Genomic DNA, 23,420 nt, shown 5'->3' with positions numbered 1-23,420 from the left:
CATCCATTTAGAGAAAAGGAGAATCCCATGTTTAAGAAAGTCACCTTAGTCGTACTTGCTGCATTGCTCTTGTTTGCAGTACCTGTTGGAGCACAAAGCTCCGGCGCAGGGCAAAACCAACTGATCCTTCTTCAGAAAACAAAGCAAATGTACCATAACGGCAAACTTTATTTAGCAGCTCAGCCGCTTACAGAATTAAAAGGGACAACCTATATTTCCGCTACTGCTATTGCCGGTAGATTAGGTGCAACTGTCCAGTATGATGCCAGCAAAAAGGAATATATCCTTCGTGATGCAACTAGAGAGCTTCGTTATGCGGTGAACAAATCTTCCTATACCGTTAACGGAACCCGCATGACGTTTACAGGTACGCCTTTTGTACAAAACGGCAGTCTGATGATTCCACTTCGTTCGGTGCTCAGTCCTTTTGGCATCACACTTTCTTCTATTCCGGCTGAGAAAAAGCTGGTCTTGAAATGGACAATTAAGCCGATTGCCAAATTTACGGTCAGCCCTTCGGTTATCTATGCGGGCCAGACAGAAGTGACTTATGCTGATCAATCCTCTCAGCCTAGCGGCGCTGCTATTGTAAACGAACGCTGGGAAGGCAAACAAACAATGTTTGCCGAAGCGGGAACTTATAAAGTGACCAAATGGGTTCAAGATGCAAACGGCGTATGGAGCGATCCTTATTCTGTAATGGTGAACGTGTTGCCGCAGAATATGCCGCCAGAAGCACGTTTTGCAACGGATAAGTCCTATTACAAGATGGGCGAACTCATTCAATATAACGATATCAGCTCGGATGACGAGAACAAGATTACGAAGCGGGAATGGACGAATAACGCTAAAGCCTTCTTCGAACCGGGCGAACAGACCGTAACTTTGAAAGTAACAGATTCACATGGCTTAACGAGCGAATTCTCACAGAACGTTACGATTACAAGTGAATCGCTTTATACGAAACAAGAGTTCGATCAGCTATACACCGATCAAGGTGAGAAATTTACGATCGACGGCGCCAGCGTTTTGAAGCTTCCTACGCAACCATACACGGTTGTAAATACGGGGCAGCAAACATTTATTCGCAGCAACAGCCCTGAAATGATTAATGACGAGGGTATCTATTATCAAGATACCGCTAGCGGCAATGTTCGTTTCCTTATTCATAACCAGAATAACCGTCCTAATCCTGTAAAAGTTTATATCGTAGCAACAAATGAGAACAGTACAGCAGCTACTGTGACAGATGAGCGTATTGGACTTGGTGGTCCTGCGCCTTATGTCACACAAGCTGGTAAAGCAGCGACTGCGAATTACCTGCTGTCCAGAACGACTAATCCGGTAGGAACGGTTACAACGATTCCTGCAGGCCAAAGCCGTGTTGTTCTCAGCCCGCTTAGCAGCAAAGAAGTTGTTAATGGCCGTATTCTTACGATGTACGCGGATGTGACAACTTCAGCTCCAATTAAATTCAGCGTAATTGTTGTTGATGCAAGCAAAGACGTGCTGCAGGCATTGCCGCAGCTTCCGATCCTGCCACGCGACGGCAAGCATGTTCGTGGTACATTCGAGAATGCTAACCGCAGCATCAACGTACTGCAGACGATTGGCGATGTTCCGTCCCGTATGATTCTTGCGGACAAAGTAGTGGACACTCGTTTGTCGGGTTATGATGTACTGACAGGTGAAGCTATGTCTAACGACGGCAACAATGGAGCAATGTATGTTCTGAATCTATGGCATGTGAAGCCACATACACTTATTGCGCTGAACCCTCGCGGCGGCCATTACGGCGGTGCATTCCTGATCAATAACAAGCTTGTCTATGCGACTAACACGACAATTCTCAGTAATGCGAATGAAGCTGGCGTCCTTTATCGGACGGGAGATACGGAAGAAGCGGTAACAATTGCGTTCACACCAGCTTCCGGCAGTAATCTTCCGATTAACTTACTTTTCCTTCCATTACCTGAATTGCAGCAATAGTCCTTATCCTATCGATGTCGATGCCGATAAAAGCGAATTTCGCTTTTATCGGCATTTTTTTCGTTCACTTGATGTATTCTATGTCGAGACCTTTTAAATGTAATATTCAATGTTAAGTTTATGTAATGTATTTGGGGTAAATCCCCAAAAATATTGTCAATCAGGCGAAAAATCGCTAGTTTAAGAGTTTATGTGGTTAAATATATTCACATCCCTATTGATTAACGCCACTCTCTGATTTAAGATGTTATATAAAATGACGTCGATTAGTTTTACATATGGAGCGGAGGTGCGCGATGCATTTGACAGTTGAACAGGCGCTGAATGTATTCCCTTTATCAGAGGGGAAGCTTGTCGCCGGTACAGCAGGTCGCAATCGGATTGTTAGATCTGTCAATGTAATGGATGCGCCGGATATTACGGATTGGATCAAGGAAGGGGAAATGTTATTTACAACCGCCTACTTGATCAAAGATCATCCGCAGGATGCAACCGAACTGCTCGCTAAGCTGAATCAGCGGGGTTCATCAGGACTTGGGATCAAGCTCGGACGGTTCTGGGATGCTATCCCTGATCAATTGATTGCTTATGCTGATGAGCTTGGTTTTCCATTAATAGAGCTGCCGTACCAATTTACTTTCTCCGATCAGATGAGCGGTCTGTTTAAGGAAGAATTAAGGCGAAATACCGGTGTCCTGCAGGATATATTCGATAAGCAGGTCCGCTTGATGCGGATGGCGCTTAAGACGGATCATATTACAGAGCTGTTTGATTCCGTTGCAGATATTATTGGGTTTCCGATGGCAATCATTGGATCAAGAGGCCAGATGGTCTATAACAGCTCGCAAGTTCCTGATGTTGAATTAACTAGCAGCTGGCCATGGCCGCAGCAGCACAAGTGGATGAAGAACAAGCAATGGCAGGCGTTCCGAATTCCACTTATGAAGCAGTCGCGCTGTACGGGTTTTGTCCTATTTTTTAATCCCCAATTATTCCTTTCTACAATAGAAGAGAGTTTGTATTTGCAAGCTGCGGAGCTATTATCCTATCAAATGAATTTTAATTACGAAGACTATTTCGAGCTGTCAGTTCAAAAGGACTTTGGCGTCCTTATCAAACGATATCTTCGTAATGGAATGCCGATTGACAAAGTGGTAGAGTATGCAGACCGCTGGGAGCTTGAGCTTTTTGCGGGGAACTATACTTGTGTACTTAGTGATACGACGCAGGCTGTGGGCGGACAAAGGATCGAGAAGCTGGAAAAGCTGAAGTCGGATTTTTTAAGCCACACGAAACTGCAAGAACTGAAGGGTATGCATATTGTGATGGAAGAAGGTTTGCTTTCCGTATTCCCTGAGATTGAAGGGCAGACTGAGGGCAGTCTGGAATCCGCGTTAAATGTATGCTTCGCATCCATTCAACGTGAGAGCGGAGATAGCCCGCGTGCGGCAGTCAGTGCTAGAAAGAAAAGGCCTGATCAGCTTTATGAATGCTTTGATGAATGCAGACAGACGCAAAGGCTTGCGACCGAGTGGGGGGTTGGGCAATCCATCACGACATTCGCGACGATGGACTTAGCCATTGTATTCGAACATGTGTCTAGAGATCGGATGGAAGCCTTCTGTAATCGATGGTTAGGTGGGCTTGTGAGTAAAGATCCTGACTATGCGAGCGAAATGCTGCGGACACTAGAAACCTATTTAGAGCAGGATGGTCAGCTAAATGAGACCGCGAAGAAGCTTTACATTCACCGTAATACGGCAACTTATCGGATTGAGAAGCTGAGTGAAATCCTAGGCGTTGATTTTAAGAAAATGAATGATCTGCTTAGACTAAAGATCGCTTTCCTGTTCCGTAAGCTGCTCATTAACGAACAATCCTAAACGACATTAATTAAATAAGCATCATAGCAAAGGAGCGGTACACATGGGTTCCACATTAATACGCAATGCCGTCATTATGACGATGAATGAGACGAATGATATTTTAGTCGGAGATGTTCTCGTAACTGGTAATCAGATTGCCCAAATTGGTGCGAATATTCAGGTAACAGATGTTGGTCGAATTATTGAAGCGGACAGGAAAGTGCTGCTGCCTGGATTTATTCAGACTCATATACACTTATGCCAGACGTTATTCCGCGGACGTGCGGATGATCTGGAATTGATCGATTGGCTTAGAACTCGGATATGGCCACTGGAAGCTGCTCATAATGCGGATTCTGTCTACTATTCAGCAATGCTTGGTATTGGAGAATTGATCCGCAGCGGCACAACAACGATTCTGGATATGGAGACTGTTAATCATACCGAATCGGCATTCCAGGCTATTCTCGAGAGTGGTATCCGTGCCGTCTCCGGCAAGGTAATGATGGATCATGGGACTGAGGTGCCGCAGGCGCTTCAAGAGAAGACGGAGCAGTCGCTGAAGGAAAGCGTGGAGCTGCTTGAGAAGTGGCATGGAGCGGCTGGCGGCAGAATCGAATATGCTTTCTGCCCACGGTTTGTTGTCTCCTGTACGGAAGAGCTGCTTATTGGAGTTAGAGATCTTTCCGCACAATACGGCGTGAAGGTACATACTCATGCGTCGGAAAACAGGGAAGAAATCTCGATCGTTGAATCGGAACGTGGGCTCAGGAATGTTGTCTATCTGGATCATATTGGGCTCGCGAAGCCAAATCTGATTCTAGCTCATAGCATTTGGCTCGATGAGGAAGAGAAGCGGATTATTAAGGAAAGAGGCGTTAAGGTTACCCACTGTCCCGGTTCGAATCTGAAGCTGGCATCAGGTGTCGCAGAGGTGCCGGAGCTGCTGAAAGAAGGGATTGATGTAGGGATTGGTGCGGACGGTGCGCCTTGTAATAACAATCTGGATATGTTCCAGGAGATGCGCCTCACCGCCTTTATTCAGAAGGTAAAGCATGGTCCAACCGTTATGAATGCCAAAACAGTGCTGCAGATGGCGACCATGGGTGGTGCGCGGGTGCTTGGTCTGGAGAATAAGATCGGAAGTATTGAAGTCGGTAAATTAGCGGATCTGCAATTGCTTGATCTGGAAGACTTCCACGTCTATCCGTCCTTTGATGCAGATTGGTATTCGAGAGTTGTCTATGCCGCTACTCGCGGTGATGTTGACACGGTTATGATTGATGGGCAAGTTGTGATGGAAAGCCGAATTATGAAGACAATTGATAAGCCGCTAGTCTTACGTGAAGCGGATCGGACGTTAAAGGAACTGCTGGCGAGATTATAGCAGAGGGTATAGGAATAGGCCTTGATCATGGAATGGAAAAGGTGGGACAGCCGATGGATATGTTAGACATCTTGCGGGCAATTCGGCAGCTTGAACAGCCGGCGGTCCTGGCAACCATTGTTGAGGTTGAAGGCCACGCGTATCGAAAGGCCGGTGCAGCTATGCTGCTCAAGTGGAGCGGGGAGACAGTCGGAACGGTAAGTCCGGGTTGTATTGAATCGGATTTGCTGGAACGCGTACCGGCCATCTGTGAAGCCAATCAATATGAAATGGTTGAATACAATATGCAGCCTGATGAAGACCCGATCTGGGGAGAATCGGTAGGCTGCGGAGGGGTTATTCGTATTCTTCTCGAGCCTGTCGAGGGAGAGTTACGAGAGCTTTTGCTTACAATGTTAGAGCATCTAAATAGAGGGCTTGAAGTTCAGCTTTCTCGTGAAATTCGGGACCAAGAGCTCTGCTATGAGCTTTGCACCAAAGATACAGCTGTTATCTCTACATCTAATGATTGGCGATACTCCATGGTCTTGAAACCTCGCCAAAGAGTCATTTTATTTGGAGCGGGGCTGGATGCCATTCCGATCTACCATCTCTTAACTCAAAGCAGCTTCCGTGTTATTGTCGCAGATTGGAGGCCAGGATTACTTGCATCCTTCTCCGGGGCGGAGATTGCTCTTGGGACACCAGGGCGGTTGGAAGGAGAATTACAGCTTCATGAGAATGATGCGGTTATCGTGTGCAGTCATCATCTTCATTACGACCGTGAGATGATTCATATGTCGCTAGCTCAAAAGGCGAGGTATATTGGCGTGATGGGTTCATCCAAGCGAATTAATATGTTATTTGAAGGAGAAAATCCTCCTGCTAATGTAAAAGCTCCCATTGGTCTTTCCATTGGTGCTGAAGGGCCATACGAGATTGCTGTCAGTATCACTGCTGAGCTTATTGCATTACGTAAGGAATGGCTGAATAAGAACCAACAGTCCAATAAGGAGGCACGAAATGATCATATCCGGAATTTATTTGGCGGCGGGGCAGAGCAGTCGGATGGGCAAACCGAAGCTGCCGCTCGAGCTTTCCCCGGGCTTAGCGCTCGGCAGTATGGCGCTTCGTGCTCTATTGGATAGTGGAATGGAGCGAGTGCATGTGGTTGTCCGTCCGGACGATCCGCTGAACTGGCTTACAGGCTTGAGAAACGATCCTCGTTATACCATCAAACTTCATATTGTCGTCTGCGAAGAAGCCAGCCTTGGAATGTCTTATTCGATTCGTGCTGGTGTAGACGCCGCGCTTTCCAGCCCTCCTACATCCGATGCGATCGTGATCGGACTTGGTGACCAACCTTTTGTTACGGCTGCTATGGTGCGGCGTCTTCTTTCTATTGTGGGAGAGCGTCCTGAGCTGGATTTCGCGGCTTCCTCAGTAGAAGGTGTAGTTATGCCGCCGGCTGTTATTACCAAATCGATGTTTGCTGCACTTCGTGGACTTCGTGGAGATATGGGAGCTCGCAAGCTGTTTGGATCTCCTGATTATAGTGGGGAAGTTATCGAATACGAAGGGGAAGAGTCTGATCTGCTGTTGGATGTGGATGATGAGAACAGTCTCCATTTGGCAGAGTGTAGATATCGACTTATTCGCGAACGAAGATAACGATGTTACTTATTGTTACATATAAAATAAGAGAGACGTGCATCGTGCACAATGAGTGTTCGTAATTTTATCCCTACTCCCAATCTCATGTCATATATATTGACGCTACTATTACGCGGAAGTATAGTGAAGCTACATCAACCACAGCGGTCATGATGATTAAAGAGAGTCGGGGAGGAACTATATGAAATATCTCGTTAAAGCACGTACAGTGGGGTTAGCATTTCTCGTATTAATGGTCGTTATCTTATCCGCTTGTTCCAGTAATAACAACAATAAGACAAACGAAGCAGCGAATAACGGCAATACGCAGGCATCGGCAGATCCGGCAGCCACAGACAGCGGCAAGAAGCTTCCACGAGTTGCATTCGTGTATATCGGGCCTCCAGGAGACGGTGGCTGGACCTTCGAGCATGACAACGGCAGAAAGTACATGGAAGAAAAGCTTGGCATTAAAGCTGACACGGTAGAAAATGTACCGGAAAGCGCGGACGCTGAACGCGTCATTACAGAACTGGCCCAAAACCATGACATCATTTTCACAACTAGCTTCGGTTACATGGACCCGACTCTGAATGTGGCGAAGAAATTCCCAGATGTGAAATTTATGCACACAGCCGGCTACAAAACAGCGGACAATATGTCCACTTACTTCGGTAAGAACTATGAAGCCAGCTACCTCAGTGGTATTGCAGCAGGCAAAATGACCAAATCGAATGTAATCGGTTATGTCGGTGCCTTCCCGATTCCAGAAGTTATTTATAACATTAACGCTTTTGCCCTTGGCATTCAAAGTGTAAATCCGGAAGCAAAAGTTGACGTGGTATGGAGCAACACTTGGTATGATCCAACGGCTGAGCGTCAAGCGGCAATCAGCTTGCTGGATAAAGGAGCAGACGTTCTGCTTGCTTACCAGGATTCCCCTGCAACTCTGCAAGCAGCAGCTGAGCGCGGCGCACTCGCTGGCGGTAATGACTCTGATATGACTCGTTATGCACCAGAAGCATACTTAACGAACCCTACTTGGAACTGGGGTCCCTATTATACGAAAGTTGTTCAATCCGTTATTGACGGTACATGGAAGAGTGAACAGTACTCCGGCGATATGGTAGACGGCATGGTTGGTCTTGCTCCGCTTGGACCTAGCATTCCAGATGACGTGAAGAAGCTGGTTGAAGACGCGAAGGCGAAAGTCTTGAGCGGCGAGCTGAATGTATTCAACGGACCAATCGTAGATGCATCCGGCGCTTCGAAGCTGGAAGCAGGCCAAACCATGAGCCTTGAGGACATTCTTGGGATGAACTGGTTCGTAAAAGGCGTAGAAGGAACTATTCCTCAATAATAGGAAGTAGGCCTAAGCGCCGATCAACAAATCCCTTACCCAAGGGATTTGTTGATTTATAGGCCTCCACTTAGGTGACAATTCTTTAATCAGATGCTTACGAAGTAAGAATCATCACATACAGCCTGAAACCAGGCTGTATAGGTGACAATTCTTTTGAGGAGGAAGCGCGAATGCTCGAAACCTACTCCGTAGAAATGCAGCATATCGTCAAGCAATTCGGCTCCGTTATCGCCAATGATCAAGTTGATTTCAAGGCTAAATCCGGAGAAATTCATGCTCTTCTTGGAGAGAACGGTGCAGGTAAAAGCACGATGATGTGTATGCTGTCCGGTGTGTATCGTCCAACAAGCGGTGACATTTACATCCACGGTAAGAATGTGAAGATCCGATCTCCCAAGGATGCGATGAAGCTAGGCATCGGCATGGTGTTCCAGAACTTCAGGCTGGTGCAAACCTTAACAGCAGCTGAGAATATCATTCTTGGTGAGAAAACGTCCTTCTGGCGTGGGCCAGGCTGGATGAAGAAGAAGCAGGAAGAAATCGATGCAATTGCGACTAAGTTTGGACTAACCTTTCCGGTTGACCGCCCGATTTGGCAGCTCTCAGTTGGTGAGCAGCAGCGGGTGGAAATCGTCAAGACGTTATACCGCGGTGCAGATCTCATTATTTTGGATGAACCAACCTCGGTACTTACACCGGGCGAAGCAGAACAGCTGTTCATCACGCTTGCTCAGTTGAAGGCTGAAGGCAAAACAGTCATTATTACGACGCATAAATTAAAAGAAGTGATGGCCATCTCCGACAGCATCTCGATTATGCGCAAAGGCCGCCTTACCCATACGATAGAGAAAAGTGAGACGAATGAGCGAGAGCTGGCTAGGCTTATGGTTGGCAAAGAGCTGGCCGCTGCCAAACCGCTAGCGAGTCGTCCGAAGGGCAAACCACTCTTGATCGTAGATGAGCTGGATGTGTTTGCCGATCATGGGCGTAAAGCGCTGGATCAAATGGAATTCACTGTACATGAAGGTGAAATCGTTGGTGTTGCAGGTGTTGCGGGCAATGGTCAGAAGGAGCTTGCTGAGGTACTTACCGGACTTCGCCCATGGCGTAAAGGTACGATTGAATTCAACAGCGCTCCATTAAAAAATGCATCGGTTCGTGGAGCAATTGAAGCTCGAATCGCGCATGTGCCGGAGAACCGGATGAAAAGTGGTTTAGCCGGAAGCCTTGGTGCTGTTGATAACCTGCTGTTCAAATCATACCGGACTAATGAACGTTCCCGATTCGGATTCTTACGCTCAAGTGCGAACCGCAGCTGGTCACAGAAGCTCGTGGAGCAGTTCGACGTAAAGACACCAGGACTCGATACACCAGTTAGACAATTATCCGGCGGTAATCAGCAGAAGCTGCTATTCGCTAGAGAAGTGGAACAGGATCCACTCTTAATGGTCGCCGTTCACCCTACGCAAGGGTTGGATGTTGGCGCAACGGAGGGCGTACACCGCCTCCTGACAGAAATGCGTGGACAAGGCAAAAGTGTTCTGCTCATTTCTGAAGATTTGGATGAGGTTATGCAGCTGTCCGACCGCATATTAGTAATCTATAACGGTCGTATGGTTGGCGAGCTTGCAAGAGGAGAGGCTACCCGTGAGCAGATCGGTCTATACATGGCTGGTGTGCGGGATACGGAAGCAGAGGAGGAGAAGGTCGTATGAGCAAGCAGCCGGTACAAAGCACAATTGCAATCGAACAGCCTGAAGCCGCACCACGCCGCAAGCTGCTGTCGCTAAGAATCGAACTGGATCCGTCAAGGAAAGAAAGCCCATGGTGGATGACGATCATCTCCGTGCTGCTTGCCTTGATCTTCTGCGGTATCTTTATTGCAGCCAATGGCATGAATCCGATCACGGTCTATTCCAAAATGATTACCGGAGCATTCGGATCCTCATTTGGCATTACCGAAACGCTTGTCAAATCAATTCCGCTTCTATTATGCGGTATTGGTGTAGCGATTGCTTACCGCATCTCGGTATGGAATATCGGGGCGGAAGGTCAATTCCTTGCCGGCGCAATGGCGGCAACGGCGGTTACGGTATATTTCCCGAATATGCCTGGGTACCTGGTTATCCCGGCTATGGTCGTATTCAGTATCGCAGGTGGAGGAATATGGGGTCTATTGACCGCGATTCCACGCACTTACTTCCAAGTAAATGAACTTATTACTTCCTTGATGTTGAACTATGTAGCGCTGCTTGCGTTGAACTATTTCGTATTTGGTCCCTGGAAAGATCCAAAAGGCTTTAACTTCCCAGGTACACCGGTATTTACAGATGCGCAGTCGCTTCCTTTGTTTGGCGACACAAGGCTTCACCTAGGTATAGTATTCGCTATCGTTGCGGTTCTGCTGTACGCTTTCCTAATGAAATATACGCGCTGGGGCTATGAGCTTCGATTAATTGGCGCTAACCCGGAAGCAGCGAAAAATGCAGGCATTAAGATCAGCCGACACATCTTGCTTGTTATGTTAATCAGCGGCGGTATGGCTGGCCTTGCAGGCATGGCGGAAGTATCCGGCGTGACGCATCGTCTGATGTACGGCATTTCCCCAGGCTATGGCTACACAGCCATTATTGTAGCTTGGCTTGCGAAGCTGAATCCGGTTGGTCTCGTTGTATCTTCAGTCCTGTTCGGTGGTCTGATTGTCGGAGGGTTCAGTGTTCAAACGATTGGCTTGCCTTCTTCGATCTCTTCTATGATTCAAGGTGCGATTCTCTTCTTCCTGATCGCAGGCAGTATGGCCAGCAAATTCCGTATTCGTAGAAACGCATAGAAGGGGCGGTGTAGACAATGGATGTATTTGTACAAATTATCGTGGCCGCCATCTCTTCAGGCACACCGCTCTTATTCGCAACGCTGGGCGGTATACTGATCGAACGCTCCGGCATTATCCAGCTTGGCGCCGAGGGACTTATGTTAATGGGGGCTGTTATCGCTTGTATGACATACCTGCACACTGGCAATCTAGCTCTTACCTTGCTTGCCGCATGTGCAATCAGCGCTGTACTTGGTGTCGTTCATGCCTTTATGTGCGTCACGCTGAGGGCGAATCAAATTGTGAGTGGTCTTGCCTTAACGTTATTTGGCACCGGACTTAGCGCATATATCGGGAAAAGCATCACTGGCCAGCCAGTTGCTGGTGCTGTACCAAAGGTTAACCTGAATTGGCTCGAAGATGTACCTATTATTGGCGGAATATTCGCACATCTTGATGTTTTAACCTGGTTCAGCTTCATTCTTGTTATTGTTCTGCACTTATACATTCACCGGACTTCATGGGGCTTACACCTGAGAGCGATCGGCGATAACCCACCAACGGCAGATGTGATGGGGATTCGGGTACAGACCTTCCGTTACGGCTATATCATTATTGGTTCGATGTTGATTGGTCTTGCTGGTGCGGATCTGCTTATGGTGTATTCGCCTACTTGGATCGAAGGAATGACAGCGGGCCGTGGATGGATTGCTGTAGCTCTCATTATCTTCGCAAGATGGAATCCAATTCGCGCTTTGTTCTGTGCTTACTTCTTTGGTGCACTGGATACAATCGGCTTCCGCATACAATTAATAGGCAGCGAGATTCCATCCTATTTCCTCAAAATGATTCCTTACATCGTTACGATTCTTGTCTTGATGTTCCTCGGCTGGCGTAACCGCAACAAGCCGTCGGGCTCACCGGAATCACTTGGTACACCATATATTCGTGAACAAAGATTCTAGAGCGAAAGGGGATGGAGTTATGGCTGCGAATGCACAAGGAGTGGCTGAAGCTCCTTTCGTATGGCATCCAAGGAGTGCTGCGGAGGCTTGGCAGCTGAAGCAGACGCTTGGAACGGAAGGTGTGTTTACCGCAGGAGCTACACTGCTGCGGACGCAATGGGAGTCGGGGCTGGCGGTTATGCCGAACCACTTCATTAATATTGGAGCAATTGAAGAGCTGCATGGATTTGAGATCGATAGTGTGTCAGGAACAGGGAGCTTCGGGGCTATGACAACTCTATCGAATATTCGAACGAGTCCGCAGGTAGGAGAAAGCTTCCCGGTCCTGGCCGAAGCTACTCGCAATATTGCAGCACCGTCCATTCGTAATTTGGCTACAATCGGCGGCAATATCTTGTCGATGGTTGGTGATTCGCTGCCGGCATTGCTCCTATATGATTCCGTCTTGCATTGGCATGATGGTACAAATGGTCTCCAGGAGCCACTGTCGGAATGGCTGTCTACGGCTTCGGCCCATGCTGCCTGGAAGGAACGGCTGCTTATGTCGGTCGTGCTTACTTTGCCCATTCTAGATTCGAATACGAAGCGATTCGTCGCTTACCATAAAGTCGGCAGACGGGATGCCTTTACACCATCTGTTGTCACAGCTGCGCTAACGATGCAGCTCAATTCAGAGGATCGGCTGAGCGATGTACGCCTTGCACTTGGCGGCGGACAGACAATTCCGTATCGCTTGGAATCTATCGAATCGTATTTAAACGGCAAGCTTGCGAATAAGAAGACGATTACAGAGGTGTATGCCTTGATCGTCGAACAATTCGAGCCTAAGGGTGATGCGTTCGTACCGGTCAGCTATCGCAAGAAAGCAGCGGCGAATTTGATTGCCTCGGAATTATGGAAGGCAGCAAGAACGGCTCGTTAAAGAGAGGGTGGGTGGTCAAACATGCTGTTAAATAGACAAGGAAGCGGAGCCCGCTGGCGGAATCGTCCTGACGGTCCCGATAAAGTAATGGGGAAGCTGGCTTATCTAACCGATATGACAGCCCCAGATATGCTGATAGGCCGAGTACTTCGAAGTCCTCATCCGCATGCGAGGATTACAGCCATCCGGACGGATAAGGCTGCAGAACTGGATGGAGTTCATGCCGTTATAACACATAAAGACGTTCCGGGCTTGAATCGATATGGAATCGCTCAACCTGACCAGCCGGTACTATGCGAGGATCGCGTACGTTATGTCGGTGATGCTGTTGCAGCGGTAGCGGCGGATACACTGGAAATCGCAGAGCAGGCGCTGCTGCTGATTGAGGTCGATTATGAACTGCTTCCAATCGTTGAGGATGCGGAATATGCGCTCACGGATGATGCGCCTCAGCTTCATCCGCAAGGCAATCTGCTTCACCGAAAAGAATTCAAGCGTGGTGATGTATCTGTAGGCTTTGACCGCTGTGCGCATGTCGTGGAAGAGACGTACTACACGCCTCGGCAGATGCATACGTACATGGAGACCGAAGGGGGATTATTCATCTTTGGTGAAGATGGCCGGTTAACCGTCTATGCACCTACCCAGCACGGTTTTATGGACCGTATGCAGCTCGCTCGTATTCTCGCCATTCCACAAAGTGAGATTCGGATCGTATCCAGTCCTATAGGCGGATCCTTTGGTGGTAAAGATGAATTGAACGTCCAGCCATATGGAGCGCTGCTCGCAAGAGTAACGAATCGTCCGGTGAAGTTTCATAATTCCAGATGGGAATCGGTTCGGGCGGGTCTCAAGCGGCATCCGATGAAAATTACGATGAAGACCGGTGTTGATGAGAGCGGAAGGCTGATCGCCCATCAAGTCAGGATTATTGCAGATACTGGACCGTATGCCACCTTAGGAGCAGAAGTATTAAACTTTGCTGTCGAGCATGTCATTGGTCCTTATCAATATCAACATCTCGATGTTGATGGGTTCTCGGTCTATACGAATAACGGTATGTCGGGCGAGTTCCGTGGTTTTGGAGGCAATCAGGCGATATTTGCGCTTGAAGGTCAATTCGATCGTCTGGCGGAAAAGCTCGGCATGGATCCTTGGGAGCTGAGGCTAGTCAATATGCGGAAGTCAGAGGATCTTGGTCCGTTTAATCAGCCGATTGCAACGACGGAAGGTGCAAAGCAGGTATCTGATGCGATGACATCCAGTGCGTTGTGGCAGGAACGTGGCAAATCAAACGCCAAGGAGGATGAGCTGGTTGAACCATGGATCCATACAGGTATCGGTGCTGCCTTTACGATGCATGGAGCCGGACTTGGCTTTGGTATCCCCGATCCGGGGGGCGGCCGACTAACGCTTGCTCGTGATGGCAAGATCGAAGCGGTATTCAGTTATGAAGAGTTTGGTCAAGGACTTATTGCTTCCCTGGAACAAATGCTGATCGAACAGTTCGGCTTCGCGGCACAAGACATTCGCATCATTATCGGTGATTCGGATGTCGTACCTGACGGTGGTTCAACGACTGCCTCCAGAGCTACAAGTATGATGTGGAAATCACTGCAGAACCTGAGGCCATTATTTGAAGAAGCTGTTCTTGGCAAGGCAGCAGAGCATATTAAGATGCCAGTCGGACAGCTTAGATTTGGCGAAGGTGGTATATATGGCATCGATGCTAGTCCGGATACACTTACAGACAAATGTCTAATCTCTTATCCGGAACTTGCAGCCGTATGCGGCGAACCAGTTAGCTGTACAACGCAATTCAACTTCCCGACTTCAGCAACCGATATGGTGGGCGCCCATTTTCTGTATACGTACTCTGCAGTTGCCGTGAAGGTAGAAGTGAATCAATTAACTGGGCGTGTCCGTGTGCTTCATCAATATCATGCGGTTGCAGCCGGTCCGGTCATCAATCCGCAAGGGTTTCTCGGACAAATTGAAGGCGGAAGCAGCATGGCGCTCGGATTTGCGCTTACAGAGGATGCCGTCATGAGCGGCGGCCAATATGTAACGAAAAACCTGGATACGTATCTTGTTCCAACCATCGCTGAGCATCGAGGGACGATTGATGTCCAGCCGATTGAAGAATTGCCGGAAAGTGATAACTATGGACCACGCGGCATCGGCGAGGTTGGCTCGGTAACGCTGGCACCAGCGATAGCAGCAGCGATCTATGACGCGGTAGGCATACGGGTAACGAAGCTGCCTATTGATCCTGAGCTATTGCAAGCCGAATCTTTCGACACTTTACTAGATAAGGCGGTGAGCAGAGAATGAAAGATTCGATGAAGCCGGTATCTCCACTAGACACGAGTTCAATTCCCTGCACCATCAACGGCAGTGAGATCAGCTTGAATGTCCCTCCAGCCAAACGCCTGTTGTCTGTCCTGCGTGACGATCTGGCGATGACAGGTACGAAGCGTTCCTGTGATATCGGCAGATGTGGTGCTTGTATGGTTATGGTAGACGGTGTGCCCGTCAATTCATGCCTTACGATGGCTTATCAATGTACAGGCAAGTCGATCACAACCATCGAAGGTGTCTCAGCTGGCGGGATGGACCCGATCCAGCGTGCTTTTCTCCAGGAAGGCGGCTTCCAATGCGGCTACTGCACGCCAGGCATGATTATTTCAGTGAAAGCACTCCTTGACCATAACCCTGATCCTAGTGCACTCGAAATTGAAGAAGCGTTATCCGGCAATATATGCCGCTGTACCGGTTATGGCGGAATTAAGAGAGCCGTACAGAAAGCGATAGAGTGGAGGAAGGAAGCCTATGAATCTATCATTGATTAATGATTTGACGAAGGAACAGTTTACCGAAGCTCTTGGAGCTGTCTTCGAGCATTCCCCTTGGGTGGCCGAGCAAGCCTACGAGGCTCGTCCTTTCCGCTCAATTGATGAGCTGCATGATGCAATGGTCAAAGTTGTTGTAAATTCCCCCGAAGAATCAAAGATCGCATTATTCCGGGCACATCCCGATCTGGCTACAAGAATCAAGATCGGCGAATATTCGACGAAGGAGCAGCAAGGAGCGGGACTTGACCGGCTGACACCGGAAGAGTTCGAGGTATTCTCGGCTTCCAATGAGCAATATACCGATAAATTTGGATTCCCTTTCATCCTGGCGGTTCGAGGAAAGAACAAGTCTGATATCTTAGCCGCTATGAAAGATAGAATCGATAACAGCTTGAAAGATGAAGCAGACGAGGCATTATGGCAAATCGCCCGAATTACGAAATTTCGATTACACGATCTCATTACAGAATAGAAGGGACTGGTATTCATGCTTAAACTTCGCAGTGGTCGTACTCTTTATTATGGTAAAGGTGATGTACTCTCCTATCGCACATATGCTAATCCATTATCTGTAAAAGCAGTTCCTGAATCCGCCTATACTGGTGATAGCAATGTCATCTTTGCCCATAATATAACGTTTGCCGTAAGTGGCGAACAGCTTCTCACCTCGTTTACTGAAGGGGATAACTCCCTTGTTGTGGCGACGGATTCGATGAAAAATTTCATCCTGCGTAATACAGCTTCTTATGAAGGAAGCACCACAGAAGGACTGCTTGCCTTTATCAGCTCGAAATTTATGGATAGATACCCGCATATTGATGCGGTGGAGCTCAGTGCGGATCGTATTCCGTTCCAAACTTTGGTGGTTGCTTCTGCTTCAGGTGAAGGATTAGAGCCAAGCCCTCTCGTCTACCGCCGTTCGCATAATGATCATTCCAGCGTTTCTATGAAGCTTACCCGCAAAGATGGTGCGCCAGTGATTGAATCACATGAATGTGCGATTACGGATCTCCAGTTGATCAAAGTAAGCGGCAGCTCGTTCTATGGATTTGTTCGTGATGAATATACGACATTACCGGAGAGCTATGATCGCCCTCTATTTATCTTCTTGGATGTGTTCTGGAAGTATGCTGATCCCGAGCATGCGCTTGATGCCGAGCTTGGCAGCTATGTTCCGGCGGAACAAATTCGCGATATTACGCACAACCTATTCCATGAACTGAAATCGCCATCCATCCAGTTCTTGATCTACCAAGTAGGACTTCGTATATTAACCCGCTTCCCGCAATTGTCCGAGGTTCGTTTCGAATCCAATAACCGGACTTGGGAGACGATCGTAGATAATACAGAAGCTGATCCAGCTGGTGTCTATACAGAACCACGTCCGCCATTTGGTTTCCAAGGCTTTACGATGACCCAAGAAGACTTGATTCAAGGCGGGGAGTGAGCTGGATGAGCGGCGGACGAATTACGACACATGTGCTGGATACGTCAAGAGGCAAGCCTGCAGCAGATTTGCAGGTTGAACTGTGGTTGATCGAGCATACAGAAAGCTCCGTGGAAGGCCGTACGTTATTACGAACAGCAGCAACAAATGAAGACGGGCGGCTTAACGACCCTCTTCTTGATAGTGATGAAATGCTCGCCGCCGTTTACGAGATTGTGTTTTGCGCAGGAAACTATTTCCGAGATGAGCGAAGAAGACATATTCTCGAAGCTGAGCCAGTCTTCGACCGCATTCCAATAAGGTTCTATGCTTCAGATGCAAATGCCCATTATCATATTCCGCTGCTGGTCGCACCAGGCGGCTACAGCACCTATCGAGGAAGCTAGGAGGGAAGCAGGATGAACCAAGTTTTTGATCGTATTATTCGTAACGGGATGGTCGTGCTTCCTGATGGAACTTATAAACTCGACATTGGTATTCTTTCTGGTAAAATCGCATCGATCTCGGACTTACTCGCTGATTCTGCTGCTGATGATGTGCTCGATGCTGAGGGCCAATATGTGATGCCAGGCATGATCGATATCCACGTTCACTTTAATGAACCAAATTTCGGTCACTGGGAAGGATTCGCGACCGGATCGTCAGCACTCGCTGCCGGTGGATGTACAGCATATGCGGATATGCCGCTTAACGGCAATCCGCCTACAGTTACTCCGGAAGCGCTGGAGCTAAAGGGTAAGCTGGCTGCAGGAAACTCAGCTGTTGATTACACATTCTGGGGCGGCTTGGTTCCGGGTAAGTTAGATCAGCTGGAAGCCATGTATGCCAACGGGGTACGAGGCTTTAAAGCATTCATGTCCAATCCAGGCGGTGAAGGAGAAGGCCGGTTCCGTGAGGTAGATGACTGGACGTTATACGAAGGGATGAAGCGAATTGCCGCATTAGGCGAAGGCGGCTTTGTCGCCCTCCATGCGGAGAGTGATGCAATAACTTCCCATTTGGCTGAACAAGCCATTCGTGAGGGTCGTACCGATGCCCGTGCCTTCGTCCAATCCCGCCCAGTCATTGCTGAGCTCGAAGCGGTGAACAAAGCAATTCTGTTCTCGGAGCAAACGGGCTGTGAGGTTCATTTTGTTCATATCAGCAGTGTAGAAGCCGTCGAACTGATCGACCGGGCGAAGAAGCGTGGTGTCGCGGTGACGGTCGAGACTTGTCCTCATTACTTGGTACTGACCGATGAAGATATGGCTGCTATTGGCCCTGCTGCCAAATGTGCGCCTCCCCTTCGGAATGTTGATCAGAAGGAAGGACTATGGCAGCTGATTAAGGAAGGGAAGCTTGATGTGATTGCCTCCGATCATTCGCCTTGTCCGCCGGATCTGAAGTTTAATGAGTCCCTTACCTTCTTCGAAGCATGGGGCGGCATTGCCGGTGCACAAAGCAGTCTGGAGCTTATGCTGGATGAAGGCTGGGTGAAACGCCAAATTCCGCTGCATCAGTTATCGGAACTGCTGTCAGCAGGACCTGCAAAGCGGTTTGGACTATACCCGCAGAAGGGTCTTATCGCTGAAGGAGCAGATGCTGATCTGGTGCTTGTGGATCCGAACCGTTCATATACCCTGACAAGTGAGCAATTATGGCAAAGGCATCAAGTCAGCCCTTATATCGGCCGGGAATTCACCTGCAAAGTGACAACAACCTTGGTCAGAGGCATAACCGTTTATTCAGAAGAACTTGGCGTACAAGCGGCGAAGCAAGGACAACTTCTGCTGAAGCCTATTCATACACCCCAACAAACCCCATAAGAGGAGGCTGTTACGATGAGGATACCGATGGAACAAGAAGCCGCCTCCTTTGTTTCCCGCCTTCTTGATGAACTGGCCTCCTTTGGCGCAGATGAACAAGGAGGAGTGACGAGGCTTTTATACTCTCCTGAATGGCTGCAAGCGCAAATTTACTTGGCGGAGCAGATGAAGACTCTTGGCATGGATGTCCGGTTTGACCGTGTGGGTAATCTATTCGGTCGTCTGGAAGGAAGCACCATAGGAGCTCCTGTTATTCTGACCGGCTCCCATATCGATACGGTACGCTCGGGGGGTCAATACGACGGTGCCTATGGCATCGCCGCAGCAATTGCAGCTGTTACTTACTTGAAAGATACGTATGGACAACCGATAAATACACTTGAGATTGTCTCCTTCTGCGAGGAAGAAGGCAGCCGATTCCCTCTCACTTATTGGGGATCAGGCAATATGACAGGGTTATACGACTGGCAAAGCGGCGGCATTGTGTTTGATTCCGATGGCATAAGCCTGCAAGAAGCGATGGAGTCAGCAGGCTTTGGCAAGCCGGAGCAAGAAGCAAGCATAAGGCGGGATATTGGCGCATTCGTTGAGCTTCATATTGAGCAAGGCCCAGTCCTAGAGCGTCAGCGTAAGCGGATCGGTATCGTTGAAGCGATTGTTGGTCAGCGGCGATATGTTGTAACCGTACGCGGGGAGACGAATCATGCAGGAACAACACCGATGTCCATGCGTCATGATGCCTTGGTTGGTGCCGCGGAGATGATCCTTCAGCTTGAAGCGGATGCGCTCCTAAGCGGTGAGCCGCTTGTCGCTACAGTTGGTCGAATCGAGTGCTTGCCGAACACGCCTAACGTTGTACCTGGATCCGTAAGCTTTACCGTAGATATCCGGCATATTGATGAAGCGGTTATTGCAAAATTTTGCGATAATGTCATTGCGAAGTTTAATGAAGTAGCCAAGTGGCGGGGACTGGAACTAACAATTGTTCCTTGGCTCGAAGCAAAGCCTGCACCAATGAACCGTGAGCTAAGTGATAAGCTGGAGCGTATCTCGAATGATTTGTCTCTGCCATACCGTAGAATGGTTAGTGGTGCGGGACATGATGCTCAAATGTTTACCGGGCTTTGTCCAACGGCAATGCTGTTCGTGCCTAGCAAGTCAGGTATCAGCCATTCTCCGCAGGAATATACATCACCTGAAGAGCTGGCTGAGGGAGTCTCCGTACTTGCCGCATTACTATACGAGTTAGCCTACGAGGGGAAATTACCATGAAACAATATGCCGAACTAGCGCCATCCCAAAGAACGATTATGACTCCTGGCCCTGTTGAAGTGGACCCAAGAGTCCTTCGTGCACTTTCTTATCCGATACTCGGCCAATTCGATCCGGAGTTCACCTCCTATATGAACGATACGATGGAGATGCTGCGTGCTCTTTTCCAGACGAGCAACCAATGGGCATTCCCGATTGATGGGACTTCGCGCTCCGGAATCGAAGCTGTTCTGACGAGTTTGATTGAACCAGGGGATAAAGTGCTCATTCCGATCTATGGCCGCTTCGGCAATCTGCTCTTTGAGATCGCGGAACGCTGTGGCGCAGAGGTTACTTCAATCGAGAAGGAATGGGGCACTGTCTTCGCACCTGAGGAAGTGATCAGCGCTATTCATCGTGTGAAGCCAGTGCTAGTGCTGATGGTACACGGGGAGACCTCTACAGGTCGTATACAGCCGCTCGCAGAGATCGGCAAAACATGCCGAGAGCTAGGTATACTCTTTGTCGTAGATGCAGTGGCCACGATTGGCGGCGTTCCTGTTCTGACAGATGAATGGTGTATCGATGCGGTTATCGGTGGTACGCAAAAATGTTTGTCCGTGCCATCCGGTATGGCTCCTATTACGTATAACGATATCGCAGCGAAAAAGATCAATGCTCGTAAAACAATCGAACGTGGATTGCGTACATCACTAGATTCAAATACGGACGAGTTAGTTAACCGCCCACCGGTTATTAGGAGCAACTACTTTGATCTCAGCCAGTTACAGGATTATTGGAGCTCGGCTAGGCTAAATCACCATACCGAAATGACCTCTATGCTGTATGCCCTGCGGGAAGGACTACGTCTCGTGCTCGATGAAGGACTACATGAACGGTTTGCGCGTCATCGTTTTCATGAATCGGCTTTGGTCGCGGGCCTCGAAGCGATGGGGCTTACCTTATATGGTGATCCAAGCTGCAAGCTTCCTGTCGTTACGTGTATCAACATCCCAGATGGCATTGACGGAGAATCGGTCCGCAATATGCTGCTTAACAGCTTTGGTATTGAAATCGCCAGCTCCTTCGGCAGCTTGAAAGGGAAAATATGGCGGATCGGCACGATGGGCTATAGCTGCCGCCAGACGAACATCCTCCAATTGCTTGGTGCACTGGAAGCGGTGCTGCTCCGTCATGGTGCATCCATTCATACCGGAGCGGGATTACAGGCTGCACTGGATGTTTATGAGCAAAAATAGTAAAATGACGAGACGAGCGTAAACGGCTGCTCCCTTCTAAGAAGGATCAGCATACATTTCGCGTGTGAAATATAAGCCCTGTATTGAGCAAAACATATACTTTCTTATATTTGAAACGGTATCCACCTTCGGCTAACGCTTAGAAGGGAGATGCCGTTTCTGCTATCGACCTATTGAATAATCGAACTGGAAGGAAGGTGTTACATCATGGATCAAGCTTTGCTGGAACAAATTAAACGACTGCCCAAGATCGATCTGCATGTGCATTTGGACGGCAGTGTGAAGCCGGATACGATTCGTGAGCTTGCTGAGGCACAAGGGAAAGCACTGCCTGCAGGAGCAGAAGGTGATTTAACACCTTGGATGCAAATAGATGAGAACTGTACTAGTCTGGTGGAATATTTGAGTAAGTTTGATTTTGTGCTGCCATTTATGCAGACGGCTGAAGCCCTTGAGCGTATTGCGCAAGAGGTCGTTCAACAAGCGGCAGAAGCAGGCTGTTTATACGTAGAAGTACGTTTTGCCCCGATGCTTCATACGCTCGAAGGACTGTCTGCAAGTGACGCCATACGTCATACGATTGCCGGATTACGGGATGGAGAACATTTGTTCGGTATCAAAGCAAGGGTCATTGTGATCTGCATGCGGCATGATTCCGTCGAGAAGAATCTTGAGGTAATAGAGGCTGCAAAAGAGTATTACGGTCAAGGAGTAGTGGCCGTAGATCTGGCAGGTGACGAAGCGGGATTCCCGCCGCAAATTCATCGTTCAGTATTCGAGCTTGCAAGCTCTTACGAGCTGCCAATTACTATTCACGCAGGAGAAGCCGGCGGTTCGGGTAATGTACGCGAATCGATCACTAGACTTGGTGCGCGCCGAATTGGTCATGGTGTTCGTATTACCGAAGATCCCACGGTCATAGAATTAGTAAAGGCAACTAGAACGCCGCTGGAGATGTGCCCCGTGAGCAATATTCAGACGAAGGCCGTATCCGGCTGGGATACTTACCCGATTCGTTCCTTCATGGAGCAAGGCATCATCGTTACGGTAAATACGGACAATATGACCGTTTCAGGCACAACGATGAACCTTGAGTACGAAATGCTGGCAGAGCATTGCGGCTTCACGCTGAAGGAGCTTGCACAGCTCGCTATGAACAGCGCGGAAGCAGCCTTTCTGGTAGGCGAGGAAAAAGAAGAGCTGAAAGCGGCTGTACAAAGTGCCCTGAACCAACTTGATCTATCACTCTAGTCTTATTTTTGCGCGGGAAGGCAGGGATAACGGAATAGATGGCGAACCTATCCGAGTAGTGTGGGAACGTTATCATAGGTTACCTGCCAACCTTCAGCGTGAAGAAAAGAAAGGGTGTTCTAACGATGAGCCAATCAGCAATTGGAAACAAAATGATTACCCAAATCGGAATTCTTGTGCATGATATCGAAGCCGTAAGCAAAGCCTATGCCGATTTCTTTGGCGTAGACACCCCAGAATGGTTTTGGACGGATACGCCGGATAAGGCGCAAACCGAATTCCTCGGCGAGCCTTCACAGGCACGCGCGAAGCTGGCTTTTTTCAATATGGATTCGATTCAGCTGGAGCTTATTGAGCCGGACTCCTATCCGAGCACTTGGCGCAATCATCTGAATGAGCATGGCGAAGGTCCTCATCATATCGCTTTTGTTATAGAAGGCATGAAAGAGAAGATCGCAATCATGGAAGGCAAAGGGATGAAGCTGCAGCAGAAGGGCGAATACACAGGCGGGCGTTATGCTTATTTGGATTCCGTTCCTCAGCTTAAAATATTGGTGGAGTTGCTGGAAAACGATAGATAACAACAGATAACAACAGATAACAACAGATAACAACAG

20 protein-coding genes are annotated in these 23,420 nt (G+C 48.6%); all 20 read left to right on the top strand.

All coding sequences use genetic code 11. The features are described from left to right. Positions 1 to 27 precede the first annotated feature (27 nt). Positions 28 to 1,989, top strand: a complete 1,962-nt coding sequence (locus AB4Y93_RS03390) for a stalk domain-containing protein (RefSeq protein ID WP_441888943.1) — start codon at positions 28 to 30, stop codon at positions 1,987 to 1,989. A gap of 296 nt (positions 1,990 to 2,285) precedes the next feature. Continuing rightward, the gene (locus AB4Y93_RS03385) at positions 2,286 to 3,872 is read left to right on the top strand and encodes a PucR family transcriptional regulator (RefSeq protein ID WP_441888941.1); all 1,587 of its coding nucleotides are present in this window, start codon (positions 2,286 to 2,288) and stop codon (positions 3,870 to 3,872) included. 43 nt (positions 3,873 to 3,915) lie between these two features. Beyond that, entirely contained in the window at positions 3,916 to 5,241 is a 1,326-nt protein-coding gene (locus tag AB4Y93_RS03380) for a 5'-deoxyadenosine deaminase (protein ID WP_441888939.1), read from the top strand. A gap of 53 nt (positions 5,242 to 5,294) precedes the next feature. Then, positions 5,295 to 6,368, top strand: coding sequence for an XdhC family protein (locus AB4Y93_RS03375; protein ID WP_441888937.1), 1,074 nt, complete (start codon positions 5,295 to 5,297; stop codon positions 6,366 to 6,368). Continuing rightward, on the top strand, positions 6,289 to 6,891 hold the full coding sequence (locus AB4Y93_RS03370) for a nucleotidyltransferase family protein (protein WP_441888935.1): 603 nt from the start codon (positions 6,289 to 6,291) through the stop codon (positions 6,889 to 6,891). The genes AB4Y93_RS03375 and AB4Y93_RS03370 overlap by 80 nt, the downstream gene beginning before the upstream one ends. 184 nt (positions 6,892 to 7,075) lie before the next feature. Further along, on the top strand, positions 7,076 to 8,233 hold the full coding sequence (locus AB4Y93_RS03365; protein ID WP_441888933.1) for a BMP family ABC transporter substrate-binding protein: 1,158 nt from the start codon (positions 7,076 to 7,078) through the stop codon (positions 8,231 to 8,233). Between the two features lie 173 nt (positions 8,234 to 8,406). Continuing rightward, a complete protein-coding gene (locus tag AB4Y93_RS03360; protein ID WP_441888931.1) occupies positions 8,407 to 9,951 on the top strand; it encodes an ABC transporter ATP-binding protein in 1,545 nt (514 codons plus the stop codon). Continuing rightward, positions 9,948 to 11,066: an ABC transporter permease gene (locus tag AB4Y93_RS03355; protein WP_441888929.1), complete on the top strand. Its 1,119-nt coding sequence runs from the start codon at positions 9,948 to 9,950 to the stop codon at positions 11,064 to 11,066. The genes AB4Y93_RS03360 and AB4Y93_RS03355 overlap by 4 nt, the downstream gene beginning before the upstream one ends. A gap of 17 nt (positions 11,067 to 11,083) precedes the next feature. After that, positions 11,084 to 12,013: an ABC transporter permease gene (locus AB4Y93_RS03350; RefSeq protein WP_441888927.1), complete on the top strand. Its 930-nt coding sequence runs from the start codon at positions 11,084 to 11,086 to the stop codon at positions 12,011 to 12,013. Positions 12,014 to 12,032: 19 nt separating this feature from the next. Beyond that, on the top strand, positions 12,033 to 12,935 hold the full coding sequence (locus AB4Y93_RS03345) for an FAD binding domain-containing protein (protein ID WP_441888925.1): 903 nt from the start codon (positions 12,033 to 12,035) through the stop codon (positions 12,933 to 12,935). Between the two features lie 21 nt (positions 12,936 to 12,956). After that, positions 12,957 to 15,269, top strand: coding sequence for a xanthine dehydrogenase subunit D (gene pucD, locus AB4Y93_RS03340; protein ID WP_441888923.1), 2,313 nt, complete (start codon positions 12,957 to 12,959; stop codon positions 15,267 to 15,269). After that, positions 15,266 to 15,787: a (2Fe-2S)-binding protein gene (locus AB4Y93_RS03335; RefSeq protein ID WP_441888921.1), complete on the top strand. Its 522-nt coding sequence runs from the start codon at positions 15,266 to 15,268 to the stop codon at positions 15,785 to 15,787. The genes pucD and AB4Y93_RS03335 overlap by 4 nt, the downstream gene beginning before the upstream one ends. Continuing rightward, positions 15,768 to 16,262: a 2-oxo-4-hydroxy-4-carboxy-5-ureidoimidazoline decarboxylase gene (gene uraD / locus AB4Y93_RS03330; RefSeq protein ID WP_441888919.1), complete on the top strand. Its 495-nt coding sequence runs from the start codon at positions 15,768 to 15,770 to the stop codon at positions 16,260 to 16,262. Before AB4Y93_RS03335 ends, uraD begins: the two co-directional genes overlap by 20 nt. 15 nt (positions 16,263 to 16,277) lie before the next feature. Next, entirely contained in the window at positions 16,278 to 17,237 is a 960-nt protein-coding gene (gene pucL, locus AB4Y93_RS03325; protein ID WP_441888917.1) for a factor-independent urate hydroxylase, read from the top strand. Between the two features lie 5 nt (positions 17,238 to 17,242). Next, on the top strand, positions 17,243 to 17,623 hold the full coding sequence (gene uraH / locus AB4Y93_RS03320; RefSeq protein ID WP_441888915.1) for a hydroxyisourate hydrolase: 381 nt from the start codon (positions 17,243 to 17,245) through the stop codon (positions 17,621 to 17,623). A 12-nt stretch (positions 17,624 to 17,635) separates the two neighbouring features. Continuing rightward, positions 17,636 to 19,042, top strand: coding sequence for an allantoinase (locus AB4Y93_RS03315; RefSeq protein ID WP_441888913.1), 1,407 nt, complete (start codon positions 17,636 to 17,638; stop codon positions 19,040 to 19,042). A 15-nt stretch (positions 19,043 to 19,057) separates the two neighbouring features. After that, entirely contained in the window at positions 19,058 to 20,314 is a 1,257-nt protein-coding gene (gene allC / locus AB4Y93_RS03310) for an allantoate deiminase (protein WP_441888911.1), read from the top strand. Further along, positions 20,311 to 21,552 (top strand): pyridoxal-phosphate-dependent aminotransferase family protein, encoded by a 1,242-nt coding sequence (locus AB4Y93_RS03305; RefSeq protein WP_441888909.1) that lies wholly within the window; start codon positions 20,311 to 20,313, stop codon positions 21,550 to 21,552. Before allC ends, AB4Y93_RS03305 begins: the two co-directional genes overlap by 4 nt. Positions 21,553 to 21,759: 207 nt before the next feature. Further along, positions 21,760 to 22,803 carry an adenosine deaminase gene (gene add, locus AB4Y93_RS03300; protein WP_441888907.1) on the top strand — a complete coding sequence of 348 codons (1,044 nt, stop codon included), beginning with the start codon at positions 21,760 to 21,762 and terminating at the stop codon, positions 22,801 to 22,803. Between the two features lie 125 nt (positions 22,804 to 22,928). After that, complete coding sequence (locus AB4Y93_RS03295) at positions 22,929 to 23,384, top strand: VOC family protein (protein ID WP_441888905.1); 456 nt, start codon at positions 22,929 to 22,931, stop codon at positions 23,382 to 23,384. Positions 23,385 to 23,420 lie beyond the last annotated feature (36 nt).

The sequence above is a fragment of the Paenibacillus sp. YAF4_2 genome (assembly GCF_052113225.1).
Classification (GTDB): domain Bacteria; phylum Bacillota; class Bacilli; order Paenibacillales; family Paenibacillaceae; genus Pristimantibacillus.
Note: the sequence above shows the minus strand (reverse complement) of the source record. Positions and strands in the feature narration are given on the sequence as shown.